The organism is Priestia sp. TRN 1309 (assembly GCF_050846875.1).
Lineage (GTDB): Bacteria > Bacillota > Bacilli > Bacillales > Bacillaceae_H > Priestia > Priestia zanthoxyli.
This window is the reverse complement of sequence record NZ_JBOZGM010000001.1, coordinates 83857-109757: the sequence shown is the minus strand read 5'-3', so window position 1 is coordinate 109757 and position 25901 is coordinate 83857. Positions and strand designations below refer to the sequence as shown.

The window sequence follows — 25901 nt, the reverse complement described above, 5'->3', positions numbered from 1 at the left end:
TTAATTGAGAGATATTGTATCATATTCTTGCTTTTGTTACCAAAAATCAAAATGCATCTAGTTTTACATGTTCATCAATGATTAAAGTTGGCTCTGTAGACTGTTGAATATCTTCTACCGTATAGCCTTTCGCTACTTCGACAAGTTTTAGGCCTTCTGCCGTAATGTCAATGACCGCTCGATCTGTAATAATACGATCTACTACCCCTTTTCCTGTCAGAGGGAGGGTGCACTCATTTAAGATTTTAGGTTGGTCTTTTCTCGTCACATGTTCCATAATAACAATGATGCGCTGCGCTCCATGAACTAAATCCATTGCACCGCCCATTCCTTTAATCATTTTTCCAGGAATCATCCAGTTAGCTAAGTCACCAGTTTTTGAGACTTCCATGCCTCCTAAAATCGCAATATTAATATGCCCTCCGCGAATCATGCCAAACGATTCAGCACTGTCGAAGTAAGAAGCCCCTTTTGTCGCCGTTACGGTTTCTTTGCCTGCATTAATTAAATCAGGATCTACTTCTCCTTCTTTCGGATATGGTCCAATGCCTAACAGACCGTTTTCGGACTGAAGCACAACCGTTTTATTATCTGAGATATGATTAGCCACAAGCGTTGGAATACCAATTCCAAGGTTTACATAAAATCCGTCCAAAATTTCTTTTTCAGCACGTTTTGCAATTCGCTCTCTCACGTTCACGCCGTTTTCAATCATGAAAAATCTCTCCCCTTTTGTTATTTTTGAACGGTTAAACGCTCAATACGTTTTTCTTGTTCACCAATAATTAACGATTGAACATATACACTAGGTGTGTGGATAATATTTGGATCAAGTGAACCTGTTGGATGAAGTTCCTCTACTTCTGCTATCGTCACTTTTCCTGCTGCTGCAATCATTGGGCTGAAATTGCGCGCTGTCTTGTTATACACTAAATTCCCCATATGATCGGCTTTCCAAGCTCTAACCAAACTAAAATCAGCTTTTAACGCCTCTTCTAGTAAATATTCTTTCCCATCAAACACACGAACTTCTTTTCCTTCAGCAATGGGTGTTCCCACTCCCGCTGGTGTATAAAATGCAGGTATGCCCGCTCCGCCGGCGCGAATCTTTTCAGCTAGCGTGCCTTGAGGTAGCAATTCTACTTCAATTTCTCCTGACAATACTTGTCTTTCAAACTCTTTATTTTCTCCCACGTAAGAGCCAATCATCTTTTTAATTTGTTTGTTTTTCAGAAGCAGTCCAAGTCCCCAGTCGTCTACGCCGCAGTTATTTGAAATTACGGTTAAATCTTTTACCCCTGTTTCAACTAACGCTAAAATCAAATTCTCCGGAATTCCACATAAACCAAAACCACCGACCATCATCGTAGCACCGTCGTGAATATCTTTCACCGCTTCTTTAAACGACGTATGTACTTGTTTCATACATAACCACCCCTTAGTTATTTTTGAAAACGCTTTCTAATCTATTATAAAAGATTTTTATTTCTTTTTAAATATATATATAACTAAAAATTATAATTTAATCATTTTTTTGTCAAAAAAGTTATATTAGTAGACAAAATTCAAAGAAAAACAAAAACGCCACGAGTTCCAAAGCAGTATGTTTGGAATCTGTGGCGTTGTGATATAGCTTTAATGTTTGTTAAAGCTATATCAAAAATTAAGGACGTTCAACGATTGTTGCAACACCTTGGCCTCCGCCAATACATAACGTTGCTAAACCAAGTTTTGCGTCGCGTTTTTGCATTTCATGAATAAGTGAAACCAGGACACGTGTACCACTTGCACCAATAGGATGTCCAAGCGCAATTGCTCCACCGTTTACATTTAAAATATCATGGTTAAATTGAAGTTCACGATCCACAGCGATTGACTGTGCAGCGAATGCTTCGTTTGCTTCTACTAGTTGAACGTCTTCTAATGAAACAACAGCTCTTTCAAGCGCCTTTTTCACTGCGCTTACAGGACCGATTCCCATAATGCTTGGGTCTACTCCAGCAGTTGCATTAGCTTTAATAGACACTAATGGTGTTAGGCCTAACTCGTCTGCTTTTTTACGGCTCATTACCACTACTGCAGCTGCACCGTCATTGATACCAGATGCATTACCAGCTGTTACTGAACCGTCTTTTTTGAAAGCTGGACGTAGCTTTCCTAGACTTTCAGCCGTTGTGCCTGCGCGTGGGAACTCATCTTGTTCAAAAATTGTTACTTGGCCTTTTCTTCCAGGCACTTCTACTGGCACAATTTCATCTGCGAAACGGCCAGATTGAATAGCTGCTTCTGCTTTTTGCTGACTTGAAGCTGCAAATGCATCTTGTTCGTCGCGAGTAATTTCATATTTATCACACAGGTTTTCAGCTGTAACGCCCATATGGTAGTCGTTAAATGCACACCATAATCCATCTTGGATCATGCTGTCGACTACTTTTTGATCGCCCATTTTAAACCCGTTGCGTGCATTTTTTAATAGGTATGGTGCTTGGCTCATGTTTTCCATTCCACCAGCAACAATCACATCAGCATCCCCAGCAAGAATCGCCTGTGTAGCGAGATGTACTGCTTTTAGTCCTGATCCGCATACTTTATTGATGGTTAATGCTGAAACAGTTTCAGGTAACCCTGCTGCTAAAGTTGCTTGTCGTGCTGGATTTTGTCCTAAACCTGCTTGTAAGACATTTCCCATAATAACTTCATCTACTTCGTTTGCTGATACCCCTGCTTTGTTTAAAGCTTCTTTGATTACAGTACCACCTAAAGTTGTTGCGGATACATTTTGTAAGCTTCCCCCAAAGCTGCCGATTGCTGTACGTACAGCGCTTACAATGACTACTTCTGTTTGACCCATGTCGAAAACCTCTCCTTACTGTTTGATTACTGTGATTAACTGTCACTTGTATTAATTTCGACATCGCTTGCGAAATTCCTCTTTTTTTGTAAAAATTTATAATTTTTATTGAATTTTAATTTTTTAGAATTAAAATAAATATTAGTAAGCGTTTACATTGTGGGAGGAGAGCGGTTTATGGGATTTCCTGAAAAAGTAACAATTATAGAAGTTGGTCCACGAGATGGACTTCAAAATGAAAAAAATTTTGTTCCAACTGATAAAAAAATTAATTTTATCAAAAAATTAAAAGAAGCTGGACTATCTGAAATCGAAATTACATCCTTTGTTTCTCCAAAATGGGTTCCTCAAATGAAAGATGCTTCTACTATCGCACCTATATTCCAGCCTGATACATGCCGAAACATTGTACTGGTGCCGAATCAAAAAGGCTTGGAAAAGGCACTGCAAGCTGATTGCCGCTCGGTTGCGCTTTTTATTGGCGTAAGCGATACTTTTAATCAAAAAAATATTAACAAAAACACCGAAGAAGCTGTCCAAACGCTGCTTCCTCTCATTCAGCAGCTTAAGCAGCAAGAATGTTTTATTCGCACCTGCATTTCCACCGCCTTTTATTGCCCATATGAAGGAAAAATAAATGAACGTGACGTGCTGAGCCTTTGCGAAAGCTTTGTGGAAGCTGGAGTAGATGAGCTAAGCGTTGCCGATACAATTGGCATGGCAAATCCTAAAGATGTATTTTCACTTTTCTCGAAATTAAAACAAAGTTTTTCCCACACGCTACTTGCTGCGCACTTTCACGATACGAGAGGATTAGCTATTGCAAATATCTATGCAGCTCTGCAAGCCGGTATTAACAGGTTCGATTCATCCGCTGGCGGGCTAGGAGGATGTCCATTTGCTAAGGGAGCAACGGGAAACGTAGCTACCGAAGATCTTGTCTTTATGCTTCATGAAATGGGTATTTCCACTTCTATTAATGAAGAAAAGCTGCTCGAAGCGGTCGATTTTATCGCTCCTTACATTTCAAGACCGATTGAAAGCAAGCAATACTCTTTATTTGCACAGCGTTAAAAATTAGGTTTTTATGAGAGCGATGCTATAATAACTAATAGCTATATTAACAAAAGGAGCCGCTAATCATGAAAAAATGGCTATTATTAGTAGGAAGCGTTCTCGGAGCATTTGCCGCTCTTGGCATCTTTTTTACAAATCAAATGATGTACATCCGTAAAAAGACCGACAAAGTTATTATTGACCGCGATACGGAAGATGGCTTTTATGATGAGAAAGTCTATAGCACTCTTCCTAAAGAAGCATTTGTACTTCCTTCTTCTCTAGGCTATAACATAGCTGGGACCGTTATTAAACAACACGATCACAACCGATTTATGATTCTTTCGCATGGAGTCACAGTTCATTCACTGAATTCTATGAAATATGCTCGGCTTTTTCTGAAGCTTGGATGGAACGTCGTTCTTTATGATCATCGCCGTCACGGCAAGTCTGAAGGGAAAACAACGAGCTACGGCTATTATGAAAAGCTGGACCTTCAATCTGTTGTTCACTGGGTAAAAGAACAATTCGGTTCAACTATTTCCCTTGGGATTCACGGGGAGTCTATGGGAGCTGCGACCACTCTTTTGTATGCTGGAATGGAAGACGGAGCTGATTTTTATATTGTCGACTGCCCTTTTTCAGACTTGGAAGAACTTCTTGCCTATCGCTTAAAACAAGATTTCCATCTGCCCAAACAGCTTGTGATGCCAGCAGCCAATATTATTTTAAAATGGCGAGAAGGCTATTCATTTAAAGACGTATCCCCCATTTCAGTCGTAGATCAAATAAAACATCCTGTTCTGTTTATCCATAGTAAAGAAGATGACTATATTCTTCCTAAAATGACGGAGCAGCTGCATGCCAAAAAAATGGGTGCAAAACGGATGTATTTGGCACCTGTAGGCACTCATGCCCGCTCGTATGCTGATAATCCAGGGGAATATGAACAAGTTATTGAATCATTTTTAGAAAAAATACAAAAAGAAGCGCATTAAAGCGCTTCTTTTGTTTTATCGATGAATGACATGCGCGGATTTAAAATTTGAGAAGGACATTTTAGCATAAACGCATATGCACTTTCATTGTAGTCAACCGTCATATTATCATCTAGAAATACTTGCTTTGTTTTTTCGACAAGAACGGGAACAAAATTCGTCTCGATGGTCACATCATCGCTCTCTTTTTCATCAACAATCCATAGCGTCGTTACACCGCTCACCACACAGCCGCATCCATCCGTATCGTATTTCAATTTTAAATATAGTGAAGAATCTTTTCCGTACTTTTCTTGTATTTTTGTTATTGCTTTATCTGTAAAGGTAATATTCATTTTCCTTTAACTCCTTTTAAACTAATTGTATAAACAAACGAAAATTGCTTATATAATGAGTATAATACACATCTTGCTTTCATTAAACTCTGGCGCTTCATATAGGTGTGTACAAAAAGGAGGTTTTTCTATGTCAAAAGTACAAATTAAAGTAATGGATAACGGTTCTTTCCGTGTCACTGGAGACGTTGAATTAATTGATGCAGACGGCAATAAATTTGAAACAAAGCCGACATTTTCACTATGCCGATGTGGCCAGTCGCAAAAGATGCCCTTTTGCGACGGAAATCATAAAGGAAAATTCGACTCTTGTGTGCGCGCTGCAAAAGTTTTAGACGAGCAGTAGATTCATAGAAATACAGCTTTACTGAACGAAAGCATTAACGAAAAACATTGATAACCTGTGATTAAAGCACAGGTTATTTTCTATTAAACGCATCCCCTGCCAATTTTTCTACGAGCCCCGGGGCAAGCTGATACACCTTCGAACCCATGTTCATCCACTTAGGCAAGTTGACTTCTCGTTTTGATTTCCCAATAATATTGACCGTTTTTTCAGCTACGTATTGAGGTTTTAACATAAACTTTTCTACACTTTTTTCATAGTTTCCTGACTGATCCGCTATTGAAAAAAAGTTGGTTTGAATAGGACCTGGATTCACTGCGGTTACATAGATATCCGTTTTTGCTAATTCCATTCGCAGGCTGTTGGTAAACCCTAGCACGGCATGTTTAGAAGCTGAATAGCCACTGGATTTAGGCGTTGCCAGTTTGCCTGCTTGAGAAGCAATGTTAATAATATGTCCTTTGTTTTCTTTTAGCATATAAGCTAAAATTTCTTGTGTACATGCAATTAATCCAATAACATTGACTTGAAACATTGATGCAATTGTCGAAATGGATGCTTCTTTCACTTCTTCAAATACACCAAAGCCTGCATTATTAATCAGCACATCAACACGCTTAATTTCACTTATCATTTTCTGAACAACACTTTTGACTTCCTCTACGTTCGCTACGTCAGCTTTATATATGTAAGAGGTAATCCCATACTTTTGATTAATTTGCTCAGCTACTCGCTGCAGCTTTTCTTCTGTACGTGCAAGTAAAACGGGGACGCCCCCTCTTTTGGCCACTTCATAAGCTAAATGTTCTCCAAGACCTCCTGAAGCGCCTGTAATCACGACATGTTGGTTCTTTAACGAGGATTTCAAATATAACACACCTTTTTTGTAAGTTAAGAGCACACAGAATAAATAAGCGTACTTTCCTTTTCATGTGTACTGATTTTATTTGCATCTTCTAAAAAATCGAGCTGACCAATTGTTTCAGAAAGAGTTAGCCCTAGTTCTTTTTCATAAATAGTAGGAAATAGCTGTTTGCAAATATCAAACGCTGTTTGAGGGCGTTCTTTTATCATGCTAAGCACTCTATCCGCTCGGTCGCTTTGCTTTTGTAACCTCTCTTGTACAAGTTCACGGACATGTACTACTTCATCTCCATGACCTGTATAGATACAGCTTATCTCTAAGTCAAGCAGACGTCTTAACGAATGATTATATTGAAGAAGCGTTTTAGGCCGCTCGCCGCTTGGTTTCATAGGAGGTTCAATAAGCGGATTAGATGAAATATGCTTTAACAGCAAATCTCCTCCAATCATAACCGCTGTTTTTTCATTGTATAATGCAATATGGCTTTGAGCATGACCGGGCACTTCAAGCACTTTCCAACTCTCTAGGCCCGGAATGTAATCTCCTTCCTGCACAGAAGTCGTAAGAGAACGGTGACATGAATACTTCATTGATGCTTTTAAACGTTTTAAATAGGGGCGAAATCTTTCATCTACGCCCGCTTTCATAAAGTGATCTTCAAAAAACGCATCGTACCACTCAAAAAAATCCGGATTCTGAGAGATCCAAGGCTGATTTTTCGCATGACCGACTATGGCGATATCTTTATCAAAAAAATCAAGCATTCCTACGTGATCAGGATGGTGATGAGTTAGGACAACTTGTTTAATATCATCTGGTTTTAATCCTATTTCATTAAGCTTTTCTTTAAATACAGACCACGCTGCCTCCGTTTTAATACCAGCATCGATTAGCGTAACGGTCTGACCTTTTATAACAAAAACATTCACATCTCCTACCGCAAAAGGAGTAGGCAGCACAATTTTATACAATTGCTCATTCATCTGTATTTTTGCTCCTTTACCATCGCATTTTCTTTTAAGTTTACACGATTTTTCCCCTTATTTATACAATTGCTTTCGTTTTCTGAAAATTACATTGACATCCCTCTCTTTTTCATTGCATAATGACAGAAATATAGTGAAGTTTTATTCATATCTTTAGATAACTATGCATTTTATAAAGAAGAGATACACAAACACAAACCTTTAACAGATACTGAAATTTCAGTATCTGTTTTCATTGGATAGCAAATGACTGGAGGAAATTTTAATGAAAACGGATTTAAACATCGCCTTTATTGGAGCTGGATCAATGGCTGAAGCCATGATCTCAGGGCTGCTGTCAGATAAAAAGCTTCGCCCCAACCAAATCACCGTAACAAATCATAGCAATGATAAAAGACTTCACGAACTTCGAAACGCCTATGGAATTAACATTACGCGTAATCATGCCTTGTTAATAGAAAAAAGCGATATCGTCGTGCTTGCTATTAAACCAAAAGACGTAGCCGAAAGCATCAATACGATTAAGTCCTATATTCGTCCCCATCACCTCGTTCTCTCTGTTTTAGCGGGTGTATCGACTGCCACAATTGTAAACTTGTTTGACCAAGAAGTAGCGGTTGTAAGAGCTATGCCAAATACATCTGCTTCTATTGGATTATCGGCTACAGCCATTGCACCCGGGAAGTTTGCTACAGCGGAGCATATGAACGTTACTACTGCTTTATTTGAAACGATTGGTACGGTTACAACTGTAGAGGAAGAGCAGCTTCACGCTGTAACAGGACTATCTGGAAGCGGCCCAGCGTATGTCTATTATCTAGTAGAAGCAATGGAAAAAGCAGCTGAAAAACAAGGCTTGGATACGTCAGTGTCAAATGAACTAATTCTTCAAACGCTTATCGGTGCTGCAGAAATGCTGAAACAGTCACCTAAAACACCGGCCGTACTTCGAAAAGAAGTTATGAGTCCTGGCGGTACAACAGAAGCAGGAATCGAACAGCTTATTTCTCATAACTTCCAAGAAGCGATGATGCAGTGTATTGAACAAGCTACCATTCGCTCTAAATATTTAGGAGATACGATTGACGAAAAAATCTCGAGTAAACGTTCGTAAAGGTTCACCTCTTTCTAAAAAAAGAAAGAGGTTTTTTTATGATTAAAAATGGATAAGCAGATTATGTGAAAGATATTTCAATGCGGTGATATAATAACTTTTGTTTAGAGTATCGAAATAATTGGAGGTTAAACCGAATGACAACAAAACTATTTTCACCTTATACAGTGAAAGACGTAACATTAAAAAACCGAATTGTAATGTCACCAATGTGCATGTATTCATGCGAAAAAGAAGACGGAGTAGTAACCGACTTTCATATGGTTCACTACACAACTCGCGCGGTTGGACAAGTAGGTCTCATTATGGTTGAAGCCTCAGCTGTCGTCCCACAAGGTCGTATTTCAGCTCAAGACTTAGGGATTTGGAATGATGAGCAAAGAGATGGATTAACAAAACTTGTGACACAGCTAAAAGAAAACGGTGCAAAAACGGCCATTCAACTTGCACACGCAGGACGTAAAGCAACTGTTGAAGGCGATATTTATGCTCCTTCTGCGATTGCTTTTGATGATAAAAGTAAAAAACCTGTGGAAATGACCACAGAACAAATTCATGAAACGATTTCTGCCTTTAAAGAAAGCGCTCGACGCTCAAAGGAAGCTGGATTTGATATTATCGAGCTTCACGCGGCACACGGTTATTTAGTACATCAATTCCTATCACCGCTAAGCAATAAACGCAGCGACGAATATGGCGGCAGCGCAGAAAACCGCTATCGTTTCTTAAAGGAAATTATTGACGCTGTGAAAACAGAGTGGGACGGTCCTTTATTTGTCCGTGTTTCTGCTTCTGACTATACAGAAGGCGGATTAACAGTCGATGATCACGTTGTATTTGCAAAATGGATGAAAGAACAAGGCGTCGACTTAATTGACGTTAGTTCCGGTGCTCTTGTACATGCTCCAATCAACGTATACCCTGGCTATCAAGTGCCGTTTGCAGATAAAATTAAGCAGCAGGCAAATATTGATACAGGCGCAGTTGGATTAATTACAACTGGACGACAAGCTGAAGAGGTTTTACAAAGCGAACGCGCTGATTTAATTTTTGTTGCGCGCGAACTTCTACGCGATCCGTACTTCCCGCGCACGGCGGCAAAAGAATTAAATGAAACACTTTCAGCACCCGTTCAGTACGAACGCGGATGGTAAAAAAAGACGAGGATATCCTCGTCTTTTTCTATGAAATCGTAAACCTTTTTAAGTCTTCTGCTATATCGGTATTCGGAAAAATTTCTTTTGCTCCTTCTGCTAACTGGCTGACTGCGTCTCCTTGGTAACGCGAACTGATATGAGATAAAATAAGACGCTCGGCCGATGCTGTTTTAGCAATTTCAGCGGCTTCTTTTGCAGTAGAATGAAAATAGTTGTAAGCAAGCTCCTCGTCTCCCGCTGCAAACGTAGCTTCATGGATTAACACATTCGCATGCATAGCAAGCTGAACACTTTGCGTGCACCTTCTTGTATCTCCTAAAACCGTGATGACCTTCCCTTTTTTAGGTTCTCCTACAAACTCTTGTCCATTGATTAGACGCCCATCTTTTAATACTACTTCTTTCCCTTCTTTTAACTGCTGATAATGAGGCCCTGGGGGAATATTCATTTCTCTTAAACGCTGAACGTCCAGTGACCCTGGCAAATCTTTTTCGACAACGCGATATCCATAAGATAAAATGCCATGTTCAAGTTTGCCAAACTCCACTGAAAAAGTTTCATCTTCAAAAATCGTTCCACTTTCACTTTCCTCTTCTATTTCAACAACCTCTAGAGGATATTGCAGATGAGTTTGACTTACAGCAAGCGTGACTTCAATAAATTCTTTAATTCCTTTTGGCCCGTATACAGTAAGCAGCGATTCTCCGCCTTGAAACGAACGGCTTCCAAGGAGTCCAGGTAAGCCATAAATATGATCACCGTGAAGGTGCGTAATAAAAATTTTCTCAATTCGTCTCGGTTTAACGGTTGTATGTAAAATTTGATGCTGCGTTGCTTCTCCGCAATCAAAAAGCCACACCGCCCCTCTTTCTTGCAAAAGTTCGAGCGCAAGAGATGAAACATTCCGCTGTTTTGCTGGTACTCCTGCACCCGTTCCTAAAAATAACAATTCCATTTTCTACTTCCTCCTTCACACGCACAAAAAGCCTGTAAGTATATTATACAGGCTTTTTGCAAACTTACCTATTTGATGCTGTCAAGCGCATACGTAATAGTAGCTAATAACAGCTCAATATCACTTTCCTCAATGTTGAGCGGCGGCGAGAGCGTGAGAACATTATTATAGCCGGCTACCGTTGCTCCATTTTTCCCAATAATGACTCCTTTGCTTTTACATTTAGCAATCACTTCATTTACAAGATTAACGTCTAGCGGTTCCTTCGTTTGCTTATCAGCTACAAGTTCAATTCCGATTAAAAGCCCTTTACCTCTTACATCTCCAACGTATGGGTGGCTATCAATAAGCGACGTTAGCTCACTTAATACGTAAGCCCCGAGCTGTTTAGAACGATCAAACAGATTTTCTCTTTCCATAATTTCTAAATTCTTTAATGCCAGTGCACACGCAGCCGGGCTTCCTCCAAATGTATTAACGTGGCGAAAATACTCGTACTGATCGCTATCTTTGAACGCTTCATAGATTTCTTTTTTAACAGCAGTTGCCGAGAGCGGAAGATATGCGCTTGTAATTCCTTTTGCCATGGTAATGATATCTGGTTTTACATCGTAGTTCATAAAACCAAAGGCTTCTCCTGTACGTCCAAAGCCGCAAATAACTTCATCTACAATTAGAAGTGCACCGTGTTTTTCACACGTTTCTTTTACGCCTTTCATATAATTTTGAGGCGGTAAAAGAATTCCTCCACCTGTAATAATTGGCTCCATAATAACAGCGGCAATCGTTTCGCTTAGCTCCCACGTCATGACATTGTCAATATCTTTTACAGATTGAAGCTCTTCTTTTGGCGCATGGTAGTCATCTTGCCCTCGGTATGAATCAGGCGGCGCAACGTGAATAAAGCCAGGAGCAAGCGGTTCATATTTATATTTACGCTGAGCTTGGCCCGTTGCTGCTAGTGCGCCCATTGAATTTCCGTGATACCCTCGGTAACGCGAAATAAATTTGTAGCGAGAATGCTCTCCTTTTTGCTGATGGTATTGACGCACAATTTTAAAAGCCGTTTCATTTGCTTCAGATCCGCTATTTGAAAAGAAGATAACATAATCATCACCTAGCATTTCATTTAGCTTCTCTGCTAGTTTGATAGCAGGTACGTGAGATTGAGTGAGCGGAAAATAAGCCAGTTCTTTTAGCTGCTCATAAGCTGCAAGCGCTAACTCATCCCGTCCATACCCGGTATTTACACACCAAAGCCCTGCCATTGCATCTAAATAGCGATTTCCTTGTTCATCTGTAATCCAAGCACCTTTTGCTTTTGTAGCTACCATCGTTGCATCCGGACTGTATGGTTTCATTCCATGCCATACATACTGCTCATCTTTTGCACGCAGATCTTTTTCATTTTGACTGACCTGTACCATCTTATCCACTCCCAAATCGCTAGCGCGGTATTTTTTTCTGTATGAAAAGACTTCGACAAAATGCCGAAGCCACTTGCTATATTCATCTATATGTTAAAAGTCAAAGCGTGATGTAACCATCTTTTTACGTGTAAAGAAGTTCAAACCGTCTTTGCCGTTTACATGCAAATCTCCGTAAAAAGAGTCTTTCCAGCCGGAGAATGGGAAGAAGGCCATCGTAGCAGGTACTCCTACGTTAATGCCGAGCATACCCGCATCTGCTTCTTCTCTAAATTGACGCACCGCTTTTGCATCTTTTGTATAAATCGTTGCTCCATTTCCAAAACGAGATTTTTCCATATAGCGAAGTGCTTCATCTAATGTGTCAGCGCGAAGCAAGCTTAGTACAGGTGCAAAAATCTCTTCTTTAGCAATGGTCATATCAGGAGTTACGCGGTCAAAAATGGTTGCTCCTAAGAAATTTCCTTCTGCATGTTCATCCATTTCTTTACGTCCGTCACGAATGAGTTCCGCCCCTTCTTTCATGCCAAGTTCAATATAATCCAGCACCTTATCACGGTGCTCTTTTCGAATCACGGGCGTTAGAAGCACTTCATCATCAAATCCGCTTCCCATAATTAATTCATCTGCTTTTTGCTTTAATTTTGCGACGAATTCATCTCCTTTTTCACCAACTACGACCACGGCGCTGCAAGCCATGCATCGCTGGCCGGCACTTCCATAAGCCGAGCTGATAATATGGGATACCGCTTTATCCATATCGCAGTCTGGCATCACAACATGATGATTTTTAGCTCCGGATAAAGCCTGAACTCGTTTCCCTTGAGCTGCAGCTTGTTCATAAACATACTTTGCTACCGGCTGCGATCCGACGAATGAAATCGCTTTAACTTTTTCGTGCTCTATTAATCCATTCACGACATCATGTGCCCCGTGTACAATATTTAATAATCCATCCGGTGCTCCTGCTTCTGTAAAAAGTTCAGCAAGTCGCGTTGCTAAAAGCGGCGTTCGCTCAGACGGTTTTAATACAAACGTATTTCCACATACAATGGCAAGCGGGAACATCCACAGCGGTACCATCATTGGAAAATTAAAAGGTGTGATGCCTCCGACAACACCAAGTGGGAAACGGAACATTTCAGAATCAATTTCTTCCGCTATGTTATTTAATGATTCTCCCATTAATAAAGTAGGAGCACCCGCAGCAAACTCCACGCATTCAATACCGCGCTGTACTTCACCGTAAGCTTCTTTAAAAGCCTTGCCGTTTTCTTGTACAACTAATTTCGCTAACTCTTCGTGATGCTTAACTAGTAAATGCTGAAACGCAAACATTAATCTTGCTCGTTTTGGAGCAGGAACGCTACGCCATGTTTCAAATGTTTTTTGCGCTGTTTCCACCGCATTGGCTACGTCTTCTTTTGTAGAAAGCGGTACTTTTGCAATTACTTCGCCCGTCGATGGATTAATTACCTCTCCAAATTTTTGCCCTGCCGTATCAACCCATTTTCCGCCCACGTAATTTTTTAAAACTTGCGTATCATTATTCACAACTGACATATCGCTTGGCCTCCTCAAAAAATAAGAAATGACAAATCTACCTTTATTATTGAATAAATAAATGGTGGTTGCATTAGACAAAATGTGAAACAACTCTAGATTCTCGTTTCACATTTTGCGCAGTGAACTCGGAGAAAGCATGAACTAAAATGAACATATAGTAAAATCATCCTCAACATAAAAAAACAGCTGTTTCCAGCTGCTTACTTATCCGTTTATAAATTCCGCACGCGACTTTTTCATCATAAACAAATATTCATATGCCATAATCATAAATTCAATCGCCAATCGTTTTTCCGGCTCCATAAAATCTTCACCCAGCAGCTTTTCTAGTTTTTCAATGCGGTGATACAGCGTTTGCCGCACAATGTATAAACGCTTAGCCGTCTCTTGTTTAGATCCGTTGCATGCTAAATAAATTTTTAATGTTTCCATGAGTTTTGCATTGTACGTTTCATCATATGTAATAACGGGCTGCAGATATTCAAACACCACTTCCTGTAAGTCTTCATGCTGATGTAAAAGCGAAATAATTCGGTACATATGCAAATCATCATAAAAATGAATAATGGTTTGTTTTTGCAGCATTTCTTGAATCGAAATCGTTTCTTTAGCCGTTTCATAGCTTTTATGCATACAGTCAAGCTGTTCACAGTATTGGCCAATTCCGATAAAGCTAATAGCGTTCCGCTTTGAGTTTTCATCCGATTCGTATTGATTCATCCAGCGGTGAAGGCTGCTTTCTAATCTCTCTCTCCACGTGCTAACCATTCGTTTGTTCAAAAGAATAAATAACACTTCGCGATTTCGCTCGGAGACTAATAAGTGAAAGCCTTCTTGTTCAAAGATGCTTCGTAAGATCAGCTTAAAATACGTTCGATCAAACTTTTCCCGTCTTTGCCACTTACAGCAAACAACGATACCCCCGCGAATAGGAGAATCTGAACACACCTCGTGCATAGAATCTTTTATTTGTTCAAGAGTTAGCTCTCCGTTCATCCATTTCGTCATCCATTCAGTTTCATCTACTCTTTTTTTCTCTTCGACATACAAGTCCTTCAAAAAATGCTGAGCAAGTGCAGTTGCCGTCCGGTCAACGGTGAGCACTTCAAGTTCTGTTAACGCTTCATTTATAGAGGCGACATACAGCTGAGCATAATCTTGTCCTAATAAATGAATAGGCTGCTCAGTAAAATGCGGACTCTCATTTTCCCTGCTTATATAATGAAGTAGAAGCTGCTGTTTGAGTAAGTCCATCTCCGGAGCAAAGGTAAATAATTCATTTGAAACTTTAAGGCCGACAAGAAGCCCCGTAGATTCATATAAACACTGTAAGATAACGGCTGGGTCATTAACTGTTAACAGCAGCTGATTTAGCCGATGAGAATACTGTTCTAAATCGGAAATCATTTGATAATGCTGATTAATTAAAAGTGAGTGAACATCTTGCGTAATTTCAACGAACGGAACTTCTTCGTGAAATAAAATAATCGGAAAATCACATTCGTTCGCTTTATCAATGACAATTTGCGGAATCTTAGAAGTATAAGTGCCAAGTTCAATACACAGTCCTGATGCCTTACAAGAAATTAATTGCTGAAGAAATGATAAACAAGATTGAGGATCTTCTCCCCAGCCTACCCCTGTTGATAAAATGAGCTCGTTTCCTTTTAGTAGCTCATTAATGCGCGTCACTTCCATCACGTGCACCCACTTCACAGAATTAGTAAGCCCTTTCTCTCCAGCTATTACTTCACAGTTTACAAAATGTTTCCTTGTTAAAATCTCTGTTACTGTTAAATATGATTTCAAGTCAACACCGCCCCTAGCGAATTTCACATCATGTCTCCTGGATCATTAACGCGTATTTCGCATATGTGTAGAACAAAAGCTATATCTTCTTACATTATATTAAATATTTAGAAGAAATAAAATATTTAATAAAAGAAACGAAAAAAGCTGTAACGATAATGGATCGTTACAGCTTCTGAGCCGTTTGCTGTAATTTATTAAAAAAACCGTGGCGCTTAACCGCTTGTTCTTTAATTCGGTGAATTTCTTTTTTATAAAAACGCAGATCTTGTAGTGACACTGCATTTAACATTTCCATTTTTAATTTATCAATAATTTTTGTTTCTTCTTGTGTCATACACTGCGTAGCTTGATCCATCCGTGTCACACCCTTTTTATATTTAATAGATTTATTGTGAAAACGTTCTACTATAATATTTACTACAATTTACTAGATAACTAAACCTTTTCTCTTTCGATGTAAACGAAATGTAACAACTGTAATACAGTCAATGGATAATATCTAGTTATTTTGTTTCACATCCAAAACGAAAAAAACACAAAAACGGATCACTTTTGTCAGCCAATATAGTAAAAAACTTATAGGTCTTAGTAAACAAAGAAAGGGATTGAGACATAACTAAATTACTTCCATCAACATCTAGGAGCACCTGCATACGTGAAACCTACGTTCACCCTACCAATAAAAAAATCCGAACGATTCATCGTTCGGATCTTCCTTCAGCTAAAATAATTTTGTCTCAGCCTTCGTTTTTATACTTGTTGAATCAGTAAGGATGAAAAATACTTTCTAGCATCCGCCGTCAATATATGAAGCGTTTCTTGTTCGGTTTGATTCTTTTCGATGCGTTCAAACGTCACAAACGCCCCGCTTAGATTCTCTGTTACAGCCGTTATTTTAAATCCTTTTTGCAGCAAAAAATCAATCTTTTCCCGCTCTGCCATATATTCATGGTAACTTGACATTCCCCTGCCTCCAATCTATTTTGGCATCTGTTTTTATAACGTTAATTTTTCAGCTTCGTTAGCCGTGTTTAACTCATTAAACTTTGCTCTTTTTGTATACTGTCCATAGCCTTTTTGACCGACAAACTGCTTATCTTTTACGACAAATTCTCCTCGGCAAAGCACTGAAACCGGCTCACCTGTAACTTTCATTCCCTCAAATGCGCTATAATCAACTGCCATATGATGCGTTTTAGCTGAAATCGCACGTTCAACAGAAGGGTCAAATATAAGCAGATCCGCGTCTGCACCAACTGCTATCGTTCCTTTTTTCGGATACAGTCCGAACAGCTTCGCAATTTTTGTTGATGTTATATCCACAAACTGATTGATATTAATTCGGTTTTTCACTACTCCTTCTGAAAATAAAAGGCTCATGCGATCCTCGATAATAGGTCCTCCGTTTGGAATCTTTGTAAAATCTCCTTTTCCTAGATCTTTTTGACCGTTAAAATCAAACGAGCACTGATCTGATCCAATCGTTTGCAAGTCGCCATTACGCAGGGCATTCCACAAAACATCTTGGTTCCATTTTTCACGTAAAGGCGGCGACCATACGTATTTTGCTCCTTCAAAATCCGGTTTCTCTAAATAGGTTTGGTCAAGCGTCAAATACTGCGGACACGTTTCGCCCCAGATATTTACGCCTTTTTCCCTTGCTTCAGCAATCTTTTTAACCGCTTCAGCGCAAGATACGTGAACAACATAGAGCTGTGAGTCAGCAAGCTCGGTTAGCACTGCGGCTCTTCCCGTAGCTTCTCCTTCTATTTCCGGAGGACGAGTGAGTGCATGATAGATAGGATCAGTTTGTCCTTGCTCCAGCGCTTTTGCCGTTAAATACTCAATAACATCTCCATTTTCAGCATGTACCATCACAAGCGCCCCTAGGTTTTTAGCTTGCACTAGCGTTTGGTAAAGGGTAGCATCGTCTGCTTGAAAAACATTTTTATAGGCCATGAACACTTTAAAAGAAGTAATTCCTTCTTTTTCAATAATCGTAGGAAGCTCATTTAATACATCTTCCGTGATTTCTCCAATCATTAGATGAAAGCTGTAATCGATAGCCGCTTTTCCTTTTGATTTTTCATGCCATGTGCCGATCGCTTTTTGGAGCGGTTCGCCTTTATTGGTTAAGCAAAAATCAATAACAGTTGTCGTACCTCCAAAAGCTGCTGCTCTTGTACCTGTTTCAAAGTCGTCTTTTGTAACGGTCCCTCCAAACGGCATATCTAAATGAGTATGGGGATCGATGCCTCCTGGGAATACATAGTTGCCTTTTGCATCAATCACTTCGCATCCCTGTTCTTCAAAAGCTGAGCCAATTGCCGAAATCACTCCATTTTCAATTAAAATATCGGCTTTATACGTATCTGTTGCTGTGACTATGACACCATTTTTAACGATTTTCTTCATTTCTTCATCCCCTTTGTATTTATACGTCCAATCGCTGTGCAGCCGTCGCTTGTAAAGCAGCTTGGCGTTCATTCCACGTCATTGGCGGTTGTTCATTTGGTAATTCAACCATGGATATAGCTCCATCCACAGGACATACAATCGAACATAAATTACAGCCTACACAATCTTCTTCTCGTACTTTTAAATAAGGTTTCCCTGAAGAATCTTTCAACATATCAATACATTGGTGAGAAGTATCTTCACAAGAAATATGACACTTATTGCAGTTAATACACGTATCAGGGTCGATGCGAGCCACTACTTTATAATTGAGATCTAAGTTGCCCCAGTCGGAATATTTTGAAACGGCTTTCCCTACAATATCGCTTACTTTTTCGATTCCTCTTTCATCCAAGTAATAGTTGAGACCTTGAATCATATCCTCTACAATGCGGAATCCGTGATGCATAGCAGCTGTACATACTTGCACACCTGTAGCACCCATGAGCATAAATTCCACTGCTTCTTGCCAGTTCGAAACGCCTCCCATACCAGATATTGGAACGTTAATAAACGGACTTCTTGCACATTCAGCAACCATGTTTAATGCAATCGGCTTAACAGCCGGGCCGCAATAGCCTCCGTGAGCGCCTTTTCCCGCTACGTGTGGAATTGTATTCCATGAATGAATGTCTACTCCTGCTAAACTATTAATGGTGTTAATCATACTAACAGCGTCGGCACCACCTCGAACCGCTGCTTCTGCTGTAACGGTAATATCTGTGATATTTGGGGTTAGCTTAACAATGACCGGCGTTTGGGCTACTTCTTTAGCCCAATACGTTTGTTTTTCAACTAAATCAGGGACTTGCCCAGAGGCAGCACCCATCCCTCGTTCTGCCATTCCATGCGGACAGCCAAAGTTCAGCTCTAATCCATCTACTCCTACATCTTCTACTTTTTTGACAATCTCATGCCATTTTTCTTGCTGAGGCTCTACCATAAGAGAGGCAATAATTGCGTGGTTAGGAAACTTCTTTTTCGTTTCATAGATTTCCTTCAAATTAACTTCAAGCGGACGATCGGTGATTAGCTCAATATTGTTAAAGCCGGCTACGCGCTGACCGTTGAAGCCAACGGCAGCAAATCGAGAGGAAACATTTAAAATCGGATCACCAAGCGTTTTCCAAACTGCGCCTCCCCATCCTGCTTCAAATGCACGCTGCACTTGATAACCTGAATTGGTTGGCGGTGCGGATGCCAGCCAAAACGGATTTGGTGATTGAATACCTGCTAAATTTGTTGTTAAATCTGCCATAGATTTCTCCTCCTCCTGATTTTAAGCTGTTTCCATTGTTTCTTTTGTTAACTGCATATGAATATTTAACGCCGTTTGTTTTCCTTGCTGAGCAGCGGTCACAACCATTGCTTCTCCTTGTCCTTTACCAAAAATGACGTCTCCACAAGCAAATACTTTTGGATTTGATGTTTGGAACGTCTCTTGATTGATTAAGACAACTCCGTCTTCATGGTTCAGCTGGAATTGTTGAATCAAAGACAGGTAACGTTCTTGACCAATTGCTTTAACAACAGCATCGACTGGAATCGTAAACGTTGAATCTTCAACAGGAACAGGCTTCCTGCGGCCGTCTGCATCTGGATCTGTTAGGGTCATTTTTACACATTCAATCCCGCTCACCTTACCATTTTCATCTCCAATAATTCGTATAGGAGCCGTTAACCAGCGGAATTCAACACCATCTTGTTTCGCAAATTCAAATTCAAAATCATAAGCCGTCATTTCTTCTCGTGTACGACGGTATAAAATTTGAACATTTTCAGCCCCCAAGCGCACGGAACACGTAGCACCATCAATCGCAGTATTTCCCGCTCCAATGACGGCTACACGCTTACCAACAAATTCTGTTGATAGCGCTTTTGACTTCGTTTTTTTCACAAAATCAATCGCATCATACACACCGTCTAGCTCTTCACCTTCAACATGTAGAGAAGGCACCTTACTCATACCAATAGCTAATACAACCGCGTCATATGACTGCAGTAATTCGCTTGGAAGAATATCTTCTCCAATTCTTACGTTTGTTTTAATTTTTACATCTAAGCTTTTTACTTGTTCAACTTCCCAGAATGAAATCGCTTGAGGAAGACGGAACGACACGATTCCATATGTATTTAACCCTCCTGCTTGTTTTTCCGCTTCAAAAATGGTTACGTCGTACCCGAATCGGGCCAGTTCTCTTGCTGCAGAGAGACCAGCCGGACCTCCCCCAACAATCGCTACCTTTTTGCCGTTGGCTTTTCCTTTCTCAAACAGCACCTGTTCATTTTGAATAGCCCAATCCGTTGCGTAGCGCTGCAAATCTCCAATCATAATTGGTTTGGTTGAATGGTTTAGCACACACGCTCCTTCACATAGTTCATCGGTTGGACAGACTCTCGAACAGCTTGCTCCTACTGGATTCGAAGACATAATCGTTTCGGCAGAGCCCTTTAAATTGCCCGATGCAATTTTTTTAATAAACGTCGGGATGTCAATTCCTGTAGGGCATGCCTGAATACAGGGTGCATCATAACAGTACAAACATCGATTAGATTCTTCGACTGCTTCTCTATTGGACAACCCTTTTTCTACTTCATTAAAGTTTTGAATGATGGACTGCAAACTTTCCGGTGATCGCATTGCATCAACCTCCCAAGAATATCTGTTGATAAAACTTAAATTGAAAGCGCTTACATATTTTTTATATACGTTATTTTCAACTTCTACTTTGTAAAATGTATTACTAACTTTATTGTACAAAACGACCGTCTTTTCTTCATTATACATTATGTTAAAAAATTCAGACTATTTACTATTCACTATGTAAAAAGCCTTGCTTTTATATAAAAGCAAGGCTTCAACTATTATTTTGCTACTTCTTTAATAATCGACACTACTAGTTCAGATGTCTTCACCAGTTCTTCTACCGGAATTTTTTCATTGGTTGTATGAATGTCTTCATAACCAACTGCTAAATTTACTGTTGGGATATCAAAGCCTGCGATTACATTTGCATCGCTTCCGCCTCCGCTTTGAAGCAGGCGTGAAGGACGATCGATATTAGCCACGGCTTTTTTAGCAACTTCGACAACATGATCTCCATCGCCAAATTTAAAGCCTGGATACATCACTTTAATATCAACTTCTGCACGTCCGCCCATTTCTTGTGCAGCTGTTTCAAACGCTTCTTTCATTTTCACTACTTGTGCTTCCATTTTTTCTGGAATTAATGAACGAGCTTCTGCTAAAATATCGACGCGGTCACACACGATATTCGTTTGCGTTCCACCTTCAAAACGTCCAATATTCGCTGTAGTCTCTTCATCAATACGTCCAAGCGGCATTTTAGAAATGGCTCTTGAAGCAATCGTAATAGCAGAAACGCCTCGTTCAGGAGCTACACCCGCATGAGCTGTTTTTCCATAAATTGTTGCATTTACTTTTGCTTGCGTCGGCGCAGCAACAATAATGTCTCCCACTTTGCCATCGCTATCTAAAGCATAGCCGAATTTTGCCGTTACAAGACTAGAATCAAGAGCTTTAGCACCCACTAAGCCAGATTCTTCTCCTACTGTAATAATAAATTCAATTTTGCCGTGCGCGATTTTTTCTTCTTTTAATACGGTGATTGCTTCTAGCATTGCTGCTAAGCCTGCTTTATCATCCGCTCCAAGAATTGTCGTGCCGTCACTTTTAATATAGCCATCTTCAATAGATGGTTTAATACCATTTCCAGGTACGACTGTATCCATATGAGAAGTAAAGTAGATTGTGTCTACGCCTTCTTTTGTAGCTGGCAGTGTGCAGATTAAGTTGTTGGCTCCGTGGCCTGTTTTTTCTTTGGCATCATCTTCTACTACTTCGACGCCTAATGCGGTAAATTTTTCTTTTAGTACAACAGCGATTTTTTCTTCATGCTTTGTTTCTGAGTCTACTTGTACTAATTCAATAAATAAATCAACGATTCGTTGTTCATTAATCATAATATGTAATCCCTCCAAAAATAACCTACAATGGTATGTTACCATGTTTCTTTGCTGGACGCTCTTCCTTTTTATTGTGCAACATTTCAAGCGCTTGTATTAATTTTATTCGTGTTTCCCGAGGATCAATCACATCATCGACCATTCCAGCGCTTGCCGCTACGTAAGGATTAGCAAATTTCTCGCGATACTGCTCAATTTTTTCGTGTCTTGTTTCATCTGGGTTTTCGCTACCTCGAATGTCGTTTGCAAAGATAATATTTGCAGCACCTTGAGGACCCATAACAGCAATTTCTGCATTCGGCCACGAATACACAAGGTCGGCTCCAATCGATTTACTATTTAAAGCTACATACGCACCTCCGTACGCCTTTCGCAAGATCACCGTGATTTTCGGAACGGTAGCTTCGGAGTATGCATATAAAATTTTAGCACCATGTCGTATAATTCCGCCATGTTCCTGCTTGATACCTGGGAAAAAACCTGTAACATCTTCAAATGTAATAAGTGGGATATTAAATGAATCGCAAAACCGAATAAACCTTGCTGCTTTATCTGAGGAGTTAATATCTAAACTGCCTGCCATTACTTTAGGCTGGTTACACACAAGTCCGACAACTTTTCCATCTATGCGGGCAAAACCAATGACAATATTTCTGGCAAAGTCTTTTTGCACTTCAAAAAAGGAGTGCTCGTCCACTACTTGGTGAATGACTTGACGCACATCGTAAGGACGCACGGCATCAAACGGGACAACGTCTAATAAATCCGGACGGTAATGATCACTCTGTGCCTCTGAAGCTAAAGGAGGCTGCTCTTGACTAGACTGCGGAAGATAGCTTAAGAGCGTTCGTACTTGTTCTAGTACCTCTTGTTCTGTTGAACCTCTGAAATGGGCGTTACCGCTAATTTCGTTATGAACAGCTGCTCCTCCAAGATTTTCAGAGGAAATGCTTTCCCCCGTTACGGTTTCAATTACTTTTGGTCCGGTAATGAACATTTGACTTGTTTCTTCTACCATAAAAACAAAGTCCGTAATCGCCGGTGAGTACACGGCTCCGCCTGCACAAGGACCCATAATAACAGATATTTGAGGCATAACACCTGAATAAATGGCGTTTCGATAAAAAATATGACCGTATCCATCAAGAGACATGACGCCCTCTTGAATACGAGCCCCGCCTGAGTCATTTAAACCAATAAACGGCACGCCTGTTTTAGCCGCTAAATCCATTACGTGCGCAATTTTTTTAGCATGCATCTCACCTAACGCGCCTCCAAATACCGTAAAATCTTGCGAAAACAAATAGACTGAGCGACCGTTTATCTTGCCGTAGCCTGTTACTACCCCGTCTCCTGGTCCTACTTGATTATTCATACTGAAGTCAGCACACCGATGCTCAATAAACGGATTTAACTCGACAAATGTATGTTCATCCAAAAGAATTTCGATTCGTTCACGTGCCGTTAGCTTCCCTTTATGGTGCTGTTTTTCAATTTTTTCGTCTCCACCGCCTAACTCGATTTTCCGGCGCTTATCGTACAATTCATTTAATTTATCATAAATGTCAACCATGCTTCTTCTCCTCCTCTAGTGTTTTTTCACAGAGCTCATAAAGAACACCGTTTGCTGACTTAGGATGCAAAAAAGCAATGGATGCTTCCCCTGCGCCTTTTCGCGGAACATCGTCAATCATTTGTACACCTTTTTCTTTTAACTCGTTAATCCGTTCTTCAATCGTACGTACACCTAAAGCAACATGGTGAAGACCTTCACCTCTCTTTTTGATGAACGCACCGACTGCACTGTCTTCAAAGAGCGGCTCTAATAATTCAATTTTTACGTTGCCGCACTGAATAAAAGCCACTTTTACTCCTTGTTCTTCTACTTTTTCTACTTTTAATAGAGACAGTCCTAATACCTTTTCGTAAAAAGGGAGGCTGCCTTCAATTGATTTTACAGCTACTCCTATGTGATCAATTCCTTTTATCACTTTCTCACCTCTTTAAAAAAGCGTTTTCATTTACACATATTCTTGAAAACAAAAGAAATCTCCTGCTCGCGTATGTACAGAAAGTTGCTTGTCTAAGCAGCGGAAGACATGTAAAATAAGAAAAAAACGTGTAGGAGGACTTTGGTTGTATGTCTAATAAGAAAATCCAAAAAACCATTGTGTTTTTAATGCTTCTTGTCATGTTAATATCTACGCTTCTAGCGGGACTTGCGATGTGGTTTTAATCGAGACTGATGACTAAAAACATAGATGCACTGCTGTTTCTTTGTGCAATGCAAACATATAAAAAAGACTGGTGACTAGTCACCAGTCTTTTGCTGTATATTCACAATGCCTTTTTGAGCGGCTAACTCTTCAAAAGATTGATCTGTAGATACAATCCATACTTTTGTACCTAACGGGACTTGATCGTATAAATGGCTTACTTCACGATTTTCTACGCGAATACAGCCATTCGATACATATTTACCGATGGAATCCGGCTGATTTGTACCGTGAATGCCATAAATACGTCCGTCAGTCTCTCTTGCATCAAACCCAATCCACCTTACACCTAGAGGATTTTGAGGAGCGCCTCCTTCAATGTTACTTCTCCGATAATAAGGATTAACAGCTTTTACTGTTACCGTGAACTCCCCTTCGGGCGTCAGATTAACTGTTTTCCCCGTTGCTACTTTAATAATTTGTTTAATTTCTTTATTTTGAATGTAAGCAAGCTCATTGCTTTGTTTATTAATAATAATATAAGGATCATTTGGCAACGGATTTTCTCCTAATGGCCAAACCGGAGATAGTAGTAAAAGGATAAAAGCAAACACATGCACGTAATCCACCACCTTACGTTAGTCCTAAGTAAAAGACAAGAGAGACATCTCTTGTCTTATTTAGTGTTCGTAAGCAAGATACACAACATGCATGCTGTTTAACTTATTTTTAAGGTTTGTTTAATAACCAAATATTGTTCAATTTCTTTGACTACGTGCAGTAAATCGGCACGCGCTTCAAACTCTTCCCGCGTTTTGGGAAGCGGCATCTCTGCAAACGCTTCTCGTAAATGCTGAAGTTTGGCTAAAAATAATTTTGCTGTATTACCGGGGTGGATGGATAGACTTAATTCTTCAATGAAATCGGCAATCATGTAGCGCTGTTCTACCACCAAATCAATAGCGGTAATGAGAGGAAGCGTACGCTCAATAATTTCAAGCTGTTTTTCACGAATTTTAAAATAGCGGTAATAATAATTTTCCCCACGCACAAAATGATTTTCTACATCACGAAACGCAAGGCTTTTTGCTTTTTCTAAAATTTTTACCGTATCTGCAATTTCCTTACCGTCCCAGCTGCTGTCATTGGTTCTGAGATACAGGGCAATTTCTTTTAACATCGATCGGAAATTTTCTTCAATTTCTTGCTGATACGTGCGAAGCTCTTGATCTAAACTTGGCATATATAAATTCACAAGCAGGGCAACCCCTATCCCAATTACAATTAAGCCAAGTTCATTAAAGACGATTCCCCACGTCATATTGCCTTTGGAGTAAATATGAAGCAAAATAACGGAGCTTGTAACAATGCCTGCATTAACTTTGAATATCACCGTAACCGGGATAAACAAAAGCAGCATCAGTCCTATAACAAGTGGATGATAAGCAATCCCTTCAAAGAATATAAACGAAAACAGAATGGATAAAGAACAAGCAATAAAACGATCGCTTGCGCTTCGCAGCGATTTTTTCTTTGAATTTTGAATGCACAAAATGGTGATAATTCCAGCTGATACAAAAAACTCGAGGTGAAAGAACTGAGCTATAATAATAGCCAGTGATGTACCGACGGCCGTTTTAATTGTCCGGTACCCAATTTTAAATTTCATTTTCTAGACTCCTACATGTTGGTTTCTTTTTAGTGTGATAAAATACTCTATTCTTTATTAACACGAATAGAAAAATAACACAACCTTAAATCTTGCTGTACTTT

26 protein-coding genes are annotated in these 25901 nt (G+C 39.8%); 6 read left to right on the top strand and 20 right to left on the bottom strand.

What is annotated here, in order from left to right; genetic code table 11:
* Positions 1 to 46: 46 nt before the first annotated feature.
* The 3 genes from ACRPLQ_RS00565 to ACRPLQ_RS00555 form a co-directional block, all read right to left on the bottom strand.
* A complete protein-coding gene (locus ACRPLQ_RS00565; protein ID WP_028411554.1) occupies positions 47 to 715 on the bottom strand; it encodes a CoA transferase subunit B in 669 nt (222 codons plus the stop codon).
* 20 nt (positions 716 to 735) lie between these two features.
* Entirely contained in the window at positions 736 to 1425 is a 690-nt protein-coding gene (locus ACRPLQ_RS00560) for a CoA transferase subunit A (protein WP_028411555.1), read from the bottom strand.
* Between the two features lie 238 nt (positions 1426 to 1663).
* Positions 1664 to 2851: an acetyl-CoA C-acetyltransferase gene (locus tag ACRPLQ_RS00555; RefSeq protein WP_432235632.1), complete on the bottom strand. Its 1188-nt coding sequence runs from the start codon at positions 2849 to 2851 to the stop codon at positions 1664 to 1666.
* Between the two features lie 177 nt (positions 2852 to 3028).
* Here ACRPLQ_RS00555 and ACRPLQ_RS00550 point away from each other — a divergent pair, with 177 nt between their 5' ends.
* Both ACRPLQ_RS00550 and ACRPLQ_RS00545 read left to right on the top strand, forming a co-directional pair.
* Positions 3029 to 3925 carry a hydroxymethylglutaryl-CoA lyase gene (locus tag ACRPLQ_RS00550; protein ID WP_028411557.1) on the top strand — a complete coding sequence of 299 codons (897 nt, stop codon included), beginning with the start codon at positions 3029 to 3031 and terminating at the stop codon, positions 3923 to 3925.
* 68 nt (positions 3926 to 3993) lie between these two features.
* Positions 3994 to 4905 carry an alpha/beta hydrolase gene (locus tag ACRPLQ_RS00545; RefSeq protein WP_033579727.1) on the top strand — a complete coding sequence of 304 codons (912 nt, stop codon included), beginning with the start codon at positions 3994 to 3996 and terminating at the stop codon, positions 4903 to 4905.
* Here the strand turns inward: ACRPLQ_RS00545 and ACRPLQ_RS00540 are convergent.
* The gene (locus ACRPLQ_RS00540) at positions 4902 to 5240 is read right to left on the bottom strand and encodes an iron-sulfur cluster biosynthesis family protein (protein ID WP_028411559.1); all 339 of its coding nucleotides are present in this window, start codon (positions 5238 to 5240) and stop codon (positions 4902 to 4904) included. The two genes, ACRPLQ_RS00545 and ACRPLQ_RS00540, sit on opposite strands and share 4 nt — an antisense overlap.
* 130 nt (positions 5241 to 5370) lie before the next feature.
* Here ACRPLQ_RS00540 and ACRPLQ_RS00535 point away from each other — a divergent pair, with 130 nt between their 5' ends.
* Complete coding sequence (locus tag ACRPLQ_RS00535) at positions 5371 to 5586, top strand: CDGSH iron-sulfur domain-containing protein (protein ID WP_028410691.1); 216 nt, start codon at positions 5371 to 5373, stop codon at positions 5584 to 5586.
* A 73-nt stretch (positions 5587 to 5659) separates the two neighbouring features.
* On the opposite strand, the gene ACRPLQ_RS00530 is transcribed toward ACRPLQ_RS00535, so the two are convergent.
* Positions 5660 to 6454 (bottom strand): SDR family NAD(P)-dependent oxidoreductase, encoded by a 795-nt coding sequence (locus ACRPLQ_RS00530; protein ID WP_099331270.1) that lies wholly within the window; start codon positions 6452 to 6454, stop codon positions 5660 to 5662.
* A gap of 23 nt (positions 6455 to 6477) precedes the next feature.
* The gene (locus ACRPLQ_RS00525; protein ID WP_367076856.1) at positions 6478 to 7434 is read right to left on the bottom strand and encodes an MBL fold metallo-hydrolase; all 957 of its coding nucleotides are present in this window, start codon (positions 7432 to 7434) and stop codon (positions 6478 to 6480) included.
* A 268-nt stretch (positions 7435 to 7702) separates the two neighbouring features.
* Between ACRPLQ_RS00525 and proI the strand changes: the two genes are divergently transcribed.
* Positions 7703 to 8551 carry a pyrroline-5-carboxylate reductase ProI gene (gene proI / locus ACRPLQ_RS00520; protein ID WP_033579726.1) on the top strand — a complete coding sequence of 283 codons (849 nt, stop codon included), beginning with the start codon at positions 7703 to 7705 and terminating at the stop codon, positions 8549 to 8551.
* A gap of 137 nt (positions 8552 to 8688) precedes the next feature.
* Positions 8689 to 9705 (top strand): NADPH dehydrogenase NamA, encoded by a 1017-nt coding sequence (gene namA / locus ACRPLQ_RS00515; RefSeq protein WP_028411563.1) that lies wholly within the window; start codon positions 8689 to 8691, stop codon positions 9703 to 9705.
* Between the two features lie 28 nt (positions 9706 to 9733).
* Here the strand turns inward: namA and rnz are convergent, their stop codons facing one another.
* The 12 genes from rnz to mce form a co-directional block, all read right to left on the bottom strand.
* Entirely contained in the window at positions 9734 to 10663 is a 930-nt protein-coding gene (rnz, locus tag ACRPLQ_RS00510; protein WP_033579725.1) for a ribonuclease Z, read from the bottom strand.
* Positions 10664 to 10731: 68 nt separating this feature from the next.
* The gene (locus tag ACRPLQ_RS00505) at positions 10732 to 12090 is read right to left on the bottom strand and encodes an aspartate aminotransferase family protein (RefSeq protein WP_165635155.1); all 1359 of its coding nucleotides are present in this window, start codon (positions 12088 to 12090) and stop codon (positions 10732 to 10734) included.
* 93 nt (positions 12091 to 12183) lie between these two features.
* Positions 12184 to 13653 carry a CoA-acylating methylmalonate-semialdehyde dehydrogenase gene (locus ACRPLQ_RS00500; RefSeq protein ID WP_367076855.1) on the bottom strand — a complete coding sequence of 490 codons (1470 nt, stop codon included), beginning with the start codon at positions 13651 to 13653 and terminating at the stop codon, positions 12184 to 12186.
* 207 nt (positions 13654 to 13860) lie between these two features.
* Entirely contained in the window at positions 13861 to 15492 is a 1632-nt protein-coding gene (locus ACRPLQ_RS00495) for a PucR family transcriptional regulator (protein WP_033579724.1), read from the bottom strand.
* A 139-nt stretch (positions 15493 to 15631) separates the two neighbouring features.
* Positions 15632 to 15823, bottom strand: a complete 192-nt coding sequence (locus tag ACRPLQ_RS00490) for a hypothetical protein (protein ID WP_013059103.1) — start codon at positions 15821 to 15823, stop codon at positions 15632 to 15634.
* Between the two features lie 395 nt (positions 15824 to 16218).
* A complete protein-coding gene (locus ACRPLQ_RS00485; protein WP_028411568.1) occupies positions 16219 to 16431 on the bottom strand; it encodes a hypothetical protein in 213 nt (70 codons plus the stop codon).
* A gap of 33 nt (positions 16432 to 16464) precedes the next feature.
* Entirely contained in the window at positions 16465 to 17883 is a 1419-nt protein-coding gene (gene hydA / locus ACRPLQ_RS00480; protein WP_165635154.1) for a dihydropyrimidinase, read from the bottom strand.
* A 19-nt stretch (positions 17884 to 17902) separates the two neighbouring features.
* Complete coding sequence (preA, locus tag ACRPLQ_RS00475) at positions 17903 to 19183, bottom strand: NAD-dependent dihydropyrimidine dehydrogenase subunit PreA (protein ID WP_367076854.1); 1281 nt, start codon at positions 19181 to 19183, stop codon at positions 17903 to 17905.
* 21 nt (positions 19184 to 19204) lie between these two features.
* A complete protein-coding gene (locus ACRPLQ_RS00470) occupies positions 19205 to 20566 on the bottom strand; it encodes an NAD(P)-dependent oxidoreductase (RefSeq protein WP_367076853.1) in 1362 nt (453 codons plus the stop codon).
* Positions 20567 to 20790: 224 nt separating this feature from the next.
* Positions 20791 to 21909, bottom strand: a complete 1119-nt coding sequence (locus ACRPLQ_RS00465) for a tripeptidase T (protein ID WP_432235631.1) — start codon at positions 21907 to 21909, stop codon at positions 20791 to 20793.
* Positions 21910 to 21934: 25 nt separating this feature from the next.
* Complete coding sequence (locus ACRPLQ_RS00460) at positions 21935 to 23485, bottom strand: acyl-CoA carboxylase subunit beta (protein ID WP_033579719.1); 1551 nt, start codon at positions 23483 to 23485, stop codon at positions 21935 to 21937.
* The gene (gene mce / locus ACRPLQ_RS00455; protein ID WP_080754463.1) at positions 23478 to 23903 is read right to left on the bottom strand and encodes a methylmalonyl-CoA epimerase; all 426 of its coding nucleotides are present in this window, start codon (positions 23901 to 23903) and stop codon (positions 23478 to 23480) included. Before mce ends, ACRPLQ_RS00460 begins: the two co-directional genes overlap by 8 nt.
* Positions 23904 to 24052: 149 nt before the next feature.
* On the opposite strand from mce, the gene prli42 reads away from it, so the two are divergent.
* Positions 24053 to 24148, top strand: coding sequence for a stressosome-associated protein Prli42 (prli42, locus tag ACRPLQ_RS00450; RefSeq protein ID WP_149917156.1), 96 nt, complete (start codon positions 24053 to 24055; stop codon positions 24146 to 24148).
* Positions 24149 to 24223: 75 nt separating this feature from the next.
* On the opposite strand, the gene ACRPLQ_RS00445 is transcribed toward prli42, so the two are convergent.
* The gene (locus tag ACRPLQ_RS00445) at positions 24224 to 24748 is read right to left on the bottom strand and encodes a L,D-transpeptidase (protein ID WP_014458269.1); all 525 of its coding nucleotides are present in this window, start codon (positions 24746 to 24748) and stop codon (positions 24224 to 24226) included.
* A 98-nt stretch (positions 24749 to 24846) separates the two neighbouring features.
* The gene (locus tag ACRPLQ_RS00440; RefSeq protein WP_013059112.1) at positions 24847 to 25797 is read right to left on the bottom strand and encodes an aromatic acid exporter family protein; all 951 of its coding nucleotides are present in this window, start codon (positions 25795 to 25797) and stop codon (positions 24847 to 24849) included.
* Positions 25798 to 25901: the final 104 nt, after the last annotated feature.